This is a genomic window from Castellaniella sp. GW247-6E4 (genome assembly GCF_040276065.1).
Classification (GTDB): domain Bacteria; phylum Pseudomonadota; class Gammaproteobacteria; order Burkholderiales; family Burkholderiaceae_B; genus Castellaniella.
On record NZ_JBELOI010000013.1, the window covers coordinates 89147 to 100942 of the forward strand.

Here is an 11796-nt window from a genome sequence, read left to right on the forward strand (position 1 = left end):
TCAGCGCCCCCTTCGCTTGCGCGCATCCGCGCCGTGTCGCCGCCCCGGCACGAACGCCTGCGCCACCGCCGGCGCCAGACACTCGCCGGTGCGCTGCGCCACGCGCAGCACCGCCGAGCGCGCGCGCGCGTTCTCGCGAACCTCGGCCTCGTCGGGCAGGATGCGGCCCAGGAGGACGACGTAGGGTTTGGGCATGTCCCGCTCAGCGATCGGCAACCGCGCCTGCTCCTGACCGGGGCGCGCCGCGGCCGCCAGGCACTGCTTGACCATGCGGTCCTCAAGGGAATGGAAGCTGATCACCGCCAGGCGCCCGCCGGGTTTCAGCAACCCTAGAATTGCCGGGAGGGCGTGCGCGAGCTCCTCGAGCTCTTGATTGAGGTGAATCCGTATAGCTTGAAAGGTCCTTGTGGCCGGATGTTGACCTTTTTCGCGCGTGCGGACGACACCGGCAACGAGCTCGGCAAGCTCGTGCGTGGTGCGCAGCGGCCGGGTTGCGCGGCCCGCAACAATCGCCTTTGCAATCTGGAAAGCAAACCGTTCTTCGCCATAATCAGCAATGACCTCCTTCAATTCTTCCTGGCTGACCTCCGCCAGCCACTGCGCGGCGGTGAGGCCGCGGCTCGTATCCATGCGCATGTCCAGGGGGCCGTCGCGCATGAATGAAAATCCCCGGCCCGGATCGTCGATTTGCGGCGACGACACCCCGAGATCGAGCAGGACGCCGTCGACGCCGTCGACGCCCAGCGCCGCCAGGCGCCCGGGCATCGAGGCAAACCCGTCATGAATCACGCACACCCGGCCATCGGTCTCGCCCAGAGCGCGGGCAGCCTCGATGGCCAGGGGATCCTTGTCGAATACGATCAGGCGCGCCTCGGGCGCCAGCCGGCGCAGCAGCAGCCGGCTGTGTCCGCCGCGGCCGAAGGTGCCGTCCACATACGTCCCCCCCAGGCGCACCCGGGCCTGCGCCTCGGCGCCCGCCTGCGGATCGGCGCCGCGCGCCTTGCCGCCGAACGTCGGATTCAGCAATGCGTCGATGGCCGGTTCAAGCAGAACGGTTCGATGTGCAAACACCATGGCGGACTCAGAAAGTAAATTTTTCCAGAACCGCTGGATCCAGATTTTCGATGTCTTCGGTATCGCGGCGCGCCCACTCGGCGCTATCCCACAATTCGAAATGCGTGCCGATGCCCATGAGCATGACGTCGCGCGTCATGTGTGCGGCGGTGCGCAGCTCGGGCGCGATCAGAATGCGGCCGGCGCCGTCGAGTTCAACGTCCTGCGCGCTGCCCAGCAGCAAACGCTGCAAGGCGCGCGCATTCATGGGCAGCGCGGCGATCTGTTCGCGCTTCGCCTCCCAGGCGGTGCGCGGATAGATCATCAGGCAGCCGTCCGGGTGGCGAGTGATGGTCAGGCGCCCCTGTTCCGTCGACAGCAGCACATCACGATGCCGGGCCGGAATCGACATCCGTCCCTTGGCATCCAGCGTGAGCGCACTGCTCCCTTGAAACATGAGGATAACCTCCCACTTTTTTGCACTTTGGCCTACTTTTCCCCACTCTAAGGCATGGATATACCCCCGGTCAAGGTCTACATTGAAATTTATTCAATGACAACAAGCACTTACAACTGTTTTTAATAATTTATAGATAAATAAAACCTGAAAAATCAACGCATTGGAAACCAAACTGAAAGTCTTTTATCAGATTGGGAGGGGCATGCCCCCCATCGACCGGACCGGAGCGCACCTGCACCAATCCCCGATTGACACACCCGAAGACAGCCGATGTAATGGACCCCACCCTCCCGGGCTGTAGCACCGGCATGCCTGGGTGCCAGACTCGAAAGCATCCGAGCCTTTTTTGCGTTTGCCTGTCCTCTCGTCAGTCACCAGAAAGGAGTTCTCCACATGTCGGATCAGACCCGTTTCCCCCAATCCCGCCGCCGCTTCCTGCAATCCACAGGGGCCGCTGGCGGTGCCCTGATGCTCGGCGGCCTTCTGCCCTTGCATCGCGCCTTGGCCGCAGGCGCTCCGCCCGCCATCAACCTGGGGCAGGTCCTGCCCATGACGGGTTCGGCGGCCGAGTTCGGCCCCTATTACCGCGACGCCGTGCGACTCGCCGTGGATCAGATCAACACGGCCGCCAAAGAGGTCTTCGGCGGCCCGATCATCGCCAACCATGTCACGGCCGACAGCGCCACCCTGCCGACGGTCGGCGTCCAGGCGGCCCGCCAGATGATCGATACCCAGCACACGCCGGTCATCATCAACGGCTGGTCCAGCGGCGTCACGGTCGCCGTGGCGACATCGGTGACCATCCCGTCGGGCGTCCTGCAGATCGGCAACGGCACCACGTCCCCGCTGGTCAGCGTGCTGCCCGCCGACGCCAAGGCCGACCTGCTGTTCCGCACCAGCGCATCCGACGCCATGCAGGGCGTGGTGGCCGCCCAGTTCGTCAACGGCGAAATCGACCCGAACTACAAGTTCAAGCGCGTCGCCACCATCTACATCAACAACCCCTACGGGCAAGGCCTGTCCAATGCCTTCGCCAACGCCTTCAAAAAGCGCGGCGGCACCGTCCTGGCCGAGGTCCCGCACCCCGAGGAGGTCCAGCCGACCTACAAGTCCATGCTGTCCCAGGCGCTGAAAGACAAGCCCGATCTCCTGCTCATCGTCAGCTATCCGGCGCACACCATCGCCATCTGCAAGGAATCCCGCGACACCTTCAATTTCACCAATTGGCAGTTCACCGACGGCAACGCCAGCATCGACATCATCAAGGAGGTCGGCGTCAAGGACATGAGCGGACGCTACGGCACGGCGCCCGGCGAGGACACCACCACGCAGTCCTACAAGGATTTCGCCAAGACCTACATGGCCACCTACAAGTACGACCATTTCCCGCCCTTCACCACCTGCTCGTACGATGCCGGGCTGGTCGCCGGGCTGGCCATGGCGGGCGTCGTGGCCGGGGGCGCCACCGATGCCTCCAAGATCACGGGCGTGATGCTGCGCGACGAGCTGCGCAAGGTCTCCAACCCGCCCGGCGACATGATCGACGGCGGCGACCAGGGCCGCATCACCGACATGCTCAAGGCCCTGAAGGCCGGCAAGAAAATCAACTACAACGGGGTGGCCGGCCCGTGCGACTTCGACCAGAACGGCGACGTCATCACCCCCGTCAATATCTGGAAGTACTCGAACGACCAGATCGAAACCGTCAAGATGGTCGCCGCCAAGGACATCCCGACCAGTTGAGCCACACCGCCCAGCCAAAGGGAAAAGGCCCGAGTCCGGCGCAACACCGGGCTCAGGCCAGCGGTTCCATCCTCGCGGCGCCCGCGGACGTTTCAATCTTTGAACGCCCCGGGGGGCCTCAGTCCTCGGGTTCCGAGTCAAGAAAGCGCGACACGCGCTTTTTCTCGGGTAGGATGCCCTGCGGACGATACAGCACGATCAACGCCAGCAGCAGCCCCACAAAGGCCCAGCGCAGGAAGGACATGCGCGCCGCGATGTCGGGCGCGACCCCCTGAAGCGCGACCTGCAGTGAGTCCGTGACGAAGCCCGTGCCGCTCCAGACAGCCCAGATCACGAACGCCCCCAGGATGGCGCCCTTGTTGTTGCCGCTGCCCCCCAGCATCAGCATCACCCAGACCAGGAACGTGGCGAACAGGGGCTTGAAGTGGCTATAGTCGATCGTCACCATGTACGGCGCATACAGGGCACCGGCCATGCCGATGATGACACCGCCCAGCACAAAGGACTGCACGCGCAGGGACTTGACGTGCTTGCCGCTCATCGCCGCGGAGTCCTCTTCGTCGCGGACGGCGCGCAGCGCGCGCCCCCACGGGGAGCGCACCATGGTCTCCAGCACGAGATACACCAGGGCCAAGCCCAGCGTGACGATGACCAGGTACAGATAGCCGTAGTCCCGGGGCTGCATGACCGAGAGCGCGGATTGCAGGCCGTCCGGCAGCCAGCCACAGCCGCCGCGGTCGAAAACGCAGGACAGAGGCTGGGGGATGCCGGACATGGGCTGCGGTCCGTTGGCCAGCCAGCGCTCGTTCTGGAAGATCAGCCGGATGATCTCGGCGATCCCCAACGTCGCGATCGCGAGGAAGTCCGCACGCAGGTGCAGAATGGGCTGGGCGATCAGGTAGGCCACCACGCCCGCCATAAGGCCCGCCGCCGCCACGCCGATCAGAAAGGGCGCATCCAGGCCGAACCACTGCTGGGCATATGCCGCCATCAGGCCCGAGGGCGGCGATGTGACGAATAGCGCCATGGTGAAGGCCCCGACGGCAAAGAAGCCGGCCACGCCGAAATTCAGGTGGCCGTTGTACCCCCATTGCGCATTCAGGCCCAGCGACAGGATCGAATAGATGATCGCCATGATGCTGAAGGACACCAGGTAATCCATGATGCCGGGCAGCCCGCCCGCCACGCCGAAGGCCAGGATACCGCCCAGCACGAGGGCCGCCGGCAGGCGCGTCCACCAGCGCCAGCGCGAAAACAACAAGCACCCCAGCAAAAAGGCTGGCACCAGCAGGAAACAGGCTTTGAGCAGATGCAAAGAGTCCATGGCATAGGCCCCTAATGAGCGAACAAGCCCTGGGGCCGCATCAGCAGCACCAGCACCATCAGGACGAAGGCGACCGCCGGCCCGTAGGCCGGGTTGAGGAAGGCGGACGTCAATTGCATGGCGACCCCGATGATGACGGATCCGGCCAGTGCCCCCCAGGCGCTGCCGATCCCGCCCATGATCACCGCCGCGAACAGCGGCAGCAGCAGGACGAAACCCATGTCCGGTCGCATCTGCGACGCCAGCCCGTACATGACGCCACCAATAGCCGCCAGGCCCGCGCCGATGGACCAGGTCCAGGCGATGACCTGTTCGGTGTCGATGCCGCGCACCTGAGCCAGGTCGGGATTGTCGGCCGTCGCGCGCATGGCCTTGCCGATGCGCGTCCGGGTCAGCATCCAATACAGCAGCGCCACCAGGATGATGGCCAGGGCGAAGACAAAAAGCTGATCCGCCTGCAGGCGCAGGCCGAAGGGCAAGTACAGCGCCGGATTGGCGCGGCCCGAATAATAGAAATGAAAATCCGACCCCCAGATGAGGTAGACGACGGCCCGCAACAGGAATTCCATGCCCAGCGACGCCATGGCCAGCAGGACGAGCGGCGACTGGTGCCTGCGCAGCGGCCGATACAGAAGGCGGTCAATCACGATTGCCACGACGGCGGTCACCGCCGCCGCCAGCAGCAGGCCGACGATGAGTTCCCAGCCGAAGGAAAACCGCCAGATGGGGTTGGACTGCGGCAGGACGAGCACCATGCCGTAGGTCACGTACGCCCCCAGGGTCAGAAATTCCCCATGGGCGAAATTCGGGAACTTCAGGACGCCATAGCACAAGGTGAGGCCGATGCCGCCCAGCGCGATGATGCCGCCCAGCATCACACCCCATGCGGTGAGGGACAGCATGTCCTCGGCGCTGGTGCCCGAGAGCCAGCCCGCGGTCCACATGCCGACCAGCACCAGCAGCAGCACGCCACCGACAAAGCGGCTGCTGCGCGCGCCGCCGGAATCGCGCGCATCGACCGCCTCGGCGTCCGCGGACGCCGCGAGCGCATCACCATCATCCGTCGCAGCCTGTGCTGAATCGACCATCGCCTCACCCTCCCAAGTAGAGCCGCCCGACATTCGGGTCATCGAGCAGATCCCGCCCCGTGCCCTCATGACGGTTCTCGCCGTTGGCCAGCACATAGCCGCGATGGGCCATCCCCAGGGACTGCCGCGCATTTTGCTCGACCATCAGGATGCCGACGCCGCTCTCGTTGATCCGGGCGATGCGCTCGAAGATCTCGTCCACGAGTTTCGGGGACAAGGCGGCCGTGGGCTCGTCGAGCAGCAGCAGCCGGGGATTCATCATCAGGGCGCCCCCCATCGCGACCATCTGCCGCTCGCCGCCGGACATTTTTCCCGCCAACTGCCGGCGGCGCTGGCGCAGCTTGGGAAACATCGCGTACACCCGTTCCTTGTTGTCCGACAGATCGACCGCGCCCATGGGGAAAGCACCCATTTCGAGGTTTTCCTCGACTGTGAGCGACGTAAAGACATTGGCCACCTGCGGCACGTAGCACATGCCCAGGCGCACGATGCGGTGCGGCGCCTCGTGAGTGATGTCGTGGCCGTCGAAAGCGACCGCGCCCTGGCGCGGATGCAGCAGGCCGAAAATCGTCTTCATCAGGGTGGACTTACCCGCCCCGTTGGGCCCGATGATGGCGACGACCTCGTCGGCCTCGACTTGGATGGACACCGTGCGCAGGATTTCGGTGTCGCCATAGCCCGCCGTGACGGCGTCAACCCGCAGCAGCGGCATATTGCCCCCCCAGGTAGGCTTCCAGCACGGCCCGGTCATTGCGCACGACCTCGGGCGCCCCTTCGGCCAGCTTGCGGCCCTCGCTCATGACAATGACCGGGTCGCACAGACTCATGACCATGTTCATGTCGTGCTCGATCAACAGAAAGGTGATTCCGCGTTCACGCGACAAGGTCTGGATGTTCTGGACAATACTTTGCAGCAGTGTACGGTTGACGCCGGCCGCGGGCTCGTCCAACAGAATGAGCTGGGGATCCGCCATCAGCATGCGGCCCATCTCTAACAGCTTTTTCTGGCCGCCCGACAGGTTGGCCGCATATTCGTGCTGCACGTGGGTGAGTTGCAGGTACTCCAGGACCTCGCGCGCCTTGTGCAGATGGCGGGATTCCTCGGCCCGGATCAAGCCCGGGCGCAGCAGGGTATTCCACCAGCGTTCGCCCGATTGCCCGGCCGGCACCAGCATGAGGTTTTCCAGGACGCTCATCGTGCCGTGTTCGCGGGGAATCTGAAAAGTGCGGCACAGCCCACGGGCAAAGACCTGATCAGGGCGCAAATGGCCGATGTCCTCGCCGTCCAGCAAAATCCGCCCTGAATCGGGGGGAATGAAGCCGGTCATGAGATTGAACACCGTCGTCTTGCCGGCGCCGTTGGGGCCGATCAGACCGGTGATGGTGCCGCGCCCCACCTGGAATGAACAATGATCCACGGCCCGCAGGCCGCCAAAGCTTTTCGTCAGATCACGGACCTCGAGCAGCGCATGCCGCTGACCGACATCCGCGTCCGACAGGGATGTTGCTGTCGAATCCGTCACCGATGCCTCCTGCAGGATTTCCACCATGGGAATCCGGCCGGCGTACCCTTCGCGCCTCTGCGCAACGGGCCGTCGGTTCGCAATGATGGCCCAGAGTATCACAGCCTTCGCAGCGACCGAATGCGCAACTTCCCTGAGCCCCCACGCGGCCCACGGGTACTTCAAAAAAGGAGCGGAACAGATCTATAGGCCGGATTCTGTACACCGGGTCGCCCCGGCGGGCAATCATTCCTCTGGGCAGGCCATTGCTGGACTGCTCTAGCCATCTACCCGCATGCTTGGGCGGACCGCCCTGCCGGCGCGAAGCCTGCGCATGCCTATTTGATGTTGCTCCCGATAGAGGTTGCCGCGTTTCACCCTGCCACGGCATGGCGGCATGCGCCGCCATTACGGTACGGAGATGGCCGTACCGGTGTGCGTCGAAGCGCACCCCCGTGGCAGACTCGTCTCTGTGGCCCTGGTCCTCGGCTCGCCCGCAAGGGGTCGCCGGACGGCTGTTAGCCGCTATCGCGTCCTGTGGAGTCCGGACCTTCCTCGATGCCCGAAAGCACCGCGATTGCCCGATCTGCCCCGCAACCCGGATTGTACGGCAAGCGCCATCCCAGCGCCTGTTCGCGCTCATTTGGCGCGAACAGGCCCTAACCTGCGACAATGTCCCCTAGAGGCTATTTTTTCAGCATTTGTCTTTCATGTCCGATACGATCATCTCCCTTGCCCAGGCCCAGCTCGCCTACGGCCATCATCCCCTGCTCGATCACGCCGACCTGGCCATCCAGGCCGGCGAGCGCATCGGTCTGATCGGCCGCAACGGCGCGGGCAAGTCCTCGCTGCTGCGCGTCCTCGACGGCCGCACCCAACTCGACGATGGCGACATCCGGCACACCGGCGGGCTGCGGGTCGCCACCGTCGAACAAGAGCCCGAGCTGCCCGAGGACCTCACGGTGCTCGAGACGCTGTGCGGCGACATGCTCGATGCCGAGGACTGGACGCGCTCCGCGCGCGCCAGCGCGCTGATCGATGCCCTGGGCCTGAGCCCGGACGCGCGGATCGACGGCCTGTCGGGTGGCACGCGCAAGCGCGTCGCCCTGGCGCGCGCGCTGGTCGAGGAGCCCGATCTGCTATTGCTCGACGAACCCACCAACCATCTGGACTTCGATGGCATCGCCTGGCTCGAGGGCCTGTTGCTGGCCTCGCGGATCGCAGTGGTGATCATCACCCACGACCGCCGCTTTCTCGATGTCGTCGCCACGCGCATCATCGAGCTGGATCGGGGACGGTTGCTGAGCTTCCCGGGCAACTTCACCGCCTGGCAGGCGCGCAAGGCGCAATGGCTGGAGTCCGAGCGCCTGGCCGACGCCCGCTTCGACAAACTTCTGGGCCAGGAGGAAGTCTGGATCCGCAAGGGAATCGAGGCGCGCCGGACCCGTAACGAAGGCCGGGTCCGGCGCCTGGAGGCCTTGCGCCGCGAGCGCGCGACCCGCCGCGAGCAGCAGGGCCAGGTGCGCTTCTCGCTGGCCGACGGCCAACGCTCAGGCAAGCTCATCGCCGAGCTGCGCGGCATTACCCACGGCTATGGCGAACGAACCCTGATCCGCGGCTTCGACACCACCATCCACCGTGGGGACCGGATCGGCATCATCGGTCCCAACGGCGCGGGCAAGACGACGCTGCTGCGCATCATCCTGGGCGAACTGCAGCCCGACGAGGGCTCGGTGCGGCTGGGCACTCAACTGTCCATCGGCTATTTCGACCAGATGCGCGGCATGCTGGACGAGGGCGCCACCTTGGCGGACACCATCAGCCCGGGCAGCGAATGGGTCGAGATCGGCGGCCAGCGCAAGCACGTCATGAGCTATCTCGAGGATTTCCTCTTTCCGGCGGCGCGCGCGCGCTCGCCGGTCTCGAGCCTGTCGGGCGGCGAGCGCGCCCGGCTGGCGCTGGCGCGCATGTTCGCACAGCCGCACAACGTGCTGGTCCTGGACGAACCCACCAATGACCTGGACATCGACACGCTCGAACTGCTGGAATCCCTGCTGCAGGACTTCGGCGGTACGGTGCTGCTGGTGAGTCACGACCGCAGCTTCCTGGACAACGTGGTAACCCAGACCATCGTTGCCGAAGGCGAGGGCCGGTGGCAAGAGTACGTGGGCGGCTACGAGGACTGGATCGCCCAGCGCCCCGCGCCGGCGGCGTCCGACCCCGCTGGGCGCCCGCCGTCCGCCGCGCGGGAGACCGCAAGCACACGGCCCGTGGCCGCCGATCGAGGGGCCGCCGAGGCGCGGCCCCGCAAGAGCCGGCTGGCCCCCTGGGAGGAACAGGAACTCGACGCCCTGCCCGGGCTCATCTCAGAGCTGGAGGCGGAGCAAGCCAGTCTCGCGGCCCGGCTGTCCGATCCTGACCTCTACCGCTCGGGGCCCGAGGAGGCCGAGTCCATACAAGGCGAGATCGAGACGGTCGAGGCACAGCTCGAGTCGAGCTACGCCCGCTGGGAGCTCCTGGAAGGCAAAAGGGAATGACGCCGGCCCCGCCCTCAGCGCCGCACGCGCCAGGGTAGGGACTCGCCGGCCGCCAGGGGGACCACTACGTCATCGCCCATGGGCAGCTCTTGCGGGATGGCGGCATCGGCGCGCTCGAGCGTCAGGGTCGCGGTGTTCACGGGCAGGCCATAGAACGCCGGCCCGTTGAGACTGGCGAAGGCCTCGAGACGCTCGAGCCGGCCCACGGCCTCGAACGCGGTGGCATACAGCGCCATGGCGTGGTGCGCGGTATAGCAGCCCGCGCAGCCGCAATCCTGCTCTTTCGCGCCCCGGGGATGGGGCGCGCTGTCGGTTCCCAGAAAGAATCGCGCGCTGGCGCCGGTCGCGGCCTCGATCAGGGCCAGGCGATGGGTCTCGCGCTTGAGCACCGGCAGGCAGTACCAGTGAGGTCGCAGCCCCCCCTGGAACAGCGCATTGCGGTTGTACAGCAGATGATGGGCGGTGATAGTGGCGGCGATCGGCCCGGGGGCCTCGCTGACGTACTGCGCGCCCTCGCGTGTGGTGAGGTGCTCAAAGACCACCTTGAGTTCGGGAAAGGCCTTGCGCAGGGGCATCATGACCCGCTCGATGAAGACCGCCTCGCGATCAAACAGATCCACCGTCGGATCGGTGACCTCACCGTGCATCAGCAAAGGCATGCCTTGGCGCTGCATGGCCTCCAGCGCGCCGGTGCAATGCCCCAGCAGATCCGTGACACCGGCATCCGAGTGGGTGGTCGCGCCCGCGGGATAGAGCTTGACTCCATGAACGAAGCCGGATTCGCACGCCCGCAGAATCTCGTCCGGCGCCGTATGGTCCGTCAGATAGAGCGTCATCAGGGGCTGAAAGCGGGTGGCGGCCTCGTCCGGAACCTCGGCAAGCGCCCCCAGGATCCGGGCGCGATAAGCGGCGGCCTGGGCCGTGGTCGTCACCGGCGGCCTGAGGTTGGGCATGATGATGGCTCTGCCGAATTGGCGCGCGCTGTCGCCGAGAATCGCCTGCAGCACGGCTCCGTCGCGCAGGTGCAGGTGCCAATCGTCTGGTTGCCTGATCGTCAGGGACTGCGGGGGATGGCGCATGAGGGGCTCCAGAAGGTGTTTAGTTTGTAAAAATTCTTACGGAATCCACTTTGTCTTTCGGGGAAACACGCGGTATGCTGCGAGGGCATCATATTTTCCAACGAAGAAGGAGCCTGTCTCTCATGGCAACCACCGAAAAGTCCGCGCGCAAACCCAATGCCGCTTTCATGAAACCGTTGACCCCCAGCGCCACGCTGGCCGCGGTTATTGGCGACCAGGCCGTGCCCCGCACCGAGGTTACCAAGCGCATCTGGGACTACATCAAGAAAAACGATCTGCAAGACCCGAAAAATCGCCGCAATATCAACGCCGACGCCAAGTTACGCCCCTTGTTTGGCAAGGACCAGGTCTCGATGTTCGAGCTGACCAAGCTGGTCAGCCAGCACTTGAAGTAATCCTTTTGCTCCCGGGGAGGCCGGCGCCCATGGGCGCGCTCCCGAGCCGCCGGATCCACCGTCCGGCAGGCGTCCCCAGGCCCGCGCCCAGCGCGGGTTTATCGATGGGGCTCAGAATCCAGGCAGGGGCGTCTCGCCGGCGAAATGAGCCAGCCAGCCCTTGGCGATCCGGTAGACGATCCAGATGATCGCAACCAGGCCCGTCGCCCAGCCGATGAACACCAGCGTCGCCAGCGCGCTGAGCGCAAGCCACAGCAAACCCCACCAGAAGGTCCGGATGATCCAGTCGATATGGCCGGCGTAGACCGTCCCGATCGCATCACCGCGCTTGAGGTACGCCAGGACGATGGCCGCGATGACCGCCACACCGAAAAATCCGCCGGTGGCGATGCCGATGGCAAAAAGGGCGTACATCAGGTGAACGAGCTGGCGCATGGTCAGCCCGCTGTCGTTCTCGGGGGTGTCTCCCTGAGTCATGGAGGTCTCCTAAGTGCGCCCTGCGGGACGCGGATTACTGTTCAGGCTATTTTACCGTTTTCCCATAAAAAAACCCCCGCAAGGTTTATTTTGCGGGGGTTTTGCATCAGAGCCTGACGATGACCTACTTTCACAGAT

Annotated in this window: 11 protein-coding genes and 1 other RNA gene; 3 read left to right on the plus strand and 9 right to left on the minus strand. The window is 65.2% G+C overall.

The annotated features are described in order from the left end of the window. Window positions 1-1074 (minus strand): 16S rRNA (cytosine(1402)-N(4))-methyltransferase RsmH, encoded by a 1074-nt coding sequence (gene rsmH / locus ABS761_RS15035; RefSeq protein ID WP_350409146.1) that lies wholly within the window; start codon window positions 1072-1074, stop codon window positions 1-3. Between the two features lie 7 nt (window positions 1075-1081). After that, the gene (mraZ, locus tag ABS761_RS15040; RefSeq protein ID WP_350409147.1) at window positions 1082-1510 is read right to left on the minus strand and encodes a division/cell wall cluster transcriptional repressor MraZ; all 429 of its coding nucleotides are present in this window, start codon (window positions 1508-1510) and stop codon (window positions 1082-1084) included. 396 nt (window positions 1511-1906) lie between these two features. On the opposite strand from mraZ, the gene ABS761_RS15045 reads away from it, so the two are divergent. Beyond that, a complete protein-coding gene (locus tag ABS761_RS15045) occupies window positions 1907-3256 on the plus strand; it encodes an ABC transporter substrate-binding protein (protein WP_350409148.1) in 1350 nt (449 codons plus the stop codon). 118 nt (window positions 3257-3374) lie between these two features. On the opposite strand, the gene ABS761_RS15050 is transcribed toward ABS761_RS15045, so the two are convergent. The 5 genes from ABS761_RS15050 to rnpB form a co-directional block, all read right to left on the minus strand. Beyond that, window positions 3375-4580 (minus strand): branched-chain amino acid ABC transporter permease, encoded by a 1206-nt coding sequence (locus tag ABS761_RS15050; RefSeq protein ID WP_350409149.1) that lies wholly within the window; start codon window positions 4578-4580, stop codon window positions 3375-3377. Between the two features lie 11 nt (window positions 4581-4591). After that, entirely contained in the window at window positions 4592-5710 is a 1119-nt protein-coding gene (locus tag ABS761_RS15055; protein WP_350409150.1) for a branched-chain amino acid ABC transporter permease, read from the minus strand. Then, the gene (locus tag ABS761_RS15060) at window positions 5673-6380 is read right to left on the minus strand and encodes an ABC transporter ATP-binding protein (protein ID WP_350409151.1); all 708 of its coding nucleotides are present in this window, start codon (window positions 6378-6380) and stop codon (window positions 5673-5675) included. Before ABS761_RS15060 ends, ABS761_RS15055 begins: the two co-directional genes overlap by 38 nt. Then, window positions 6361-7218, minus strand: a complete 858-nt coding sequence (locus tag ABS761_RS15065; RefSeq protein ID WP_350409152.1) for an ABC transporter ATP-binding protein — start codon at window positions 7216-7218, stop codon at window positions 6361-6363. The genes ABS761_RS15060 and ABS761_RS15065 overlap by 20 nt, the downstream gene beginning before the upstream one ends. Window positions 7219-7361: 143 nt before the next feature. Next, window positions 7362-7763: RNase P RNA component class A (gene rnpB / locus ABS761_RS15070), an RNA gene on the minus strand. Window positions 7764-7880: 117 nt separating this feature from the next. On the opposite strand from rnpB, the gene ABS761_RS15075 reads away from it, so the two are divergent. After that, window positions 7881-9707, plus strand: coding sequence for an ATP-binding cassette domain-containing protein (locus ABS761_RS15075; RefSeq protein ID WP_350409153.1), 1827 nt, complete (start codon window positions 7881-7883; stop codon window positions 9705-9707). Window positions 9708-9721: 14 nt separating this feature from the next. Here ABS761_RS15075 and pyrC read toward each other — a convergent pair whose 3' ends face one another. Beyond that, window positions 9722-10786 carry a dihydroorotase gene (gene pyrC, locus ABS761_RS15080; protein ID WP_350409154.1) on the minus strand — a complete coding sequence of 355 codons (1065 nt, stop codon included), beginning with the start codon at window positions 10784-10786 and terminating at the stop codon, window positions 9722-9724. Window positions 10787-10908: 122 nt separating this feature from the next. Between pyrC and ABS761_RS15085 the strand changes: the two genes are divergently transcribed. After that, window positions 10909-11181, plus strand: coding sequence for an SWIB/MDM2 domain-containing protein (locus ABS761_RS15085; RefSeq protein WP_350409155.1), 273 nt, complete (start codon window positions 10909-10911; stop codon window positions 11179-11181). Between the two features lie 111 nt (window positions 11182-11292). On the opposite strand, the gene ABS761_RS15090 is transcribed toward ABS761_RS15085, so the two are convergent. Beyond that, window positions 11293-11658, minus strand: coding sequence for a DUF4870 family protein (locus ABS761_RS15090; protein ID WP_350409156.1), 366 nt, complete (start codon window positions 11656-11658; stop codon window positions 11293-11295). Between the last annotated feature and the right edge of the window lie 138 nt (window positions 11659-11796).

Coding starts and splice junctions, on each gene's coding strand:
- rsmH (WP_350409146.1), bottom strand. CDS start 1,074: ATGGTGTTTGCACATCGAACCGTTCTGCTTGAACCGGCCATCGACGCA.
- mraZ (WP_350409147.1), bottom strand. CDS start 1,510: ATGTTTCAAGGGAGCAGTGCGCTCACGCTGGATGCCAAGGGACGGATG.
- ABS761_RS15045 (WP_350409148.1), top strand. CDS start 1,907: ATGTCGGATCAGACCCGTTTCCCCCAATCCCGCCGCCGCTTCCTGCAA.
- ABS761_RS15050 (WP_350409149.1), bottom strand. CDS start 4,580: ATGGACTCTTTGCATCTGCTCAAAGCCTGTTTCCTGCTGGTGCCAGCC.
- ABS761_RS15055 (WP_350409150.1), bottom strand. CDS start 5,710: ATGACCCGAATGTCGGGCGGCTCTACTTGGGAGGGTGAGGCGATGGTC.
- ABS761_RS15060 (WP_350409151.1), bottom strand. CDS start 6,380: ATGCCGCTGCTGCGGGTTGACGCCGTCACGGCGGGCTATGGCGACACC.
- ABS761_RS15065 (WP_350409152.1), bottom strand. CDS start 7,218: ATGGTGGAAATCCTGCAGGAGGCATCGGTGACGGATTCGACAGCAACA.
- ABS761_RS15075 (WP_350409153.1), top strand. CDS start 7,881: ATGTCCGATACGATCATCTCCCTTGCCCAGGCCCAGCTCGCCTACGGC.
- pyrC (WP_350409154.1), bottom strand. CDS start 10,786: ATGCGCCATCCCCCGCAGTCCCTGACGATCAGGCAACCAGACGATTGG.
- ABS761_RS15085 (WP_350409155.1), top strand. CDS start 10,909: ATGGCAACCACCGAAAAGTCCGCGCGCAAACCCAATGCCGCTTTCATG.
- ABS761_RS15090 (WP_350409156.1), bottom strand. CDS start 11,658: ATGACTCAGGGAGACACCCCCGAGAACGACAGCGGGCTGACCATGCGC.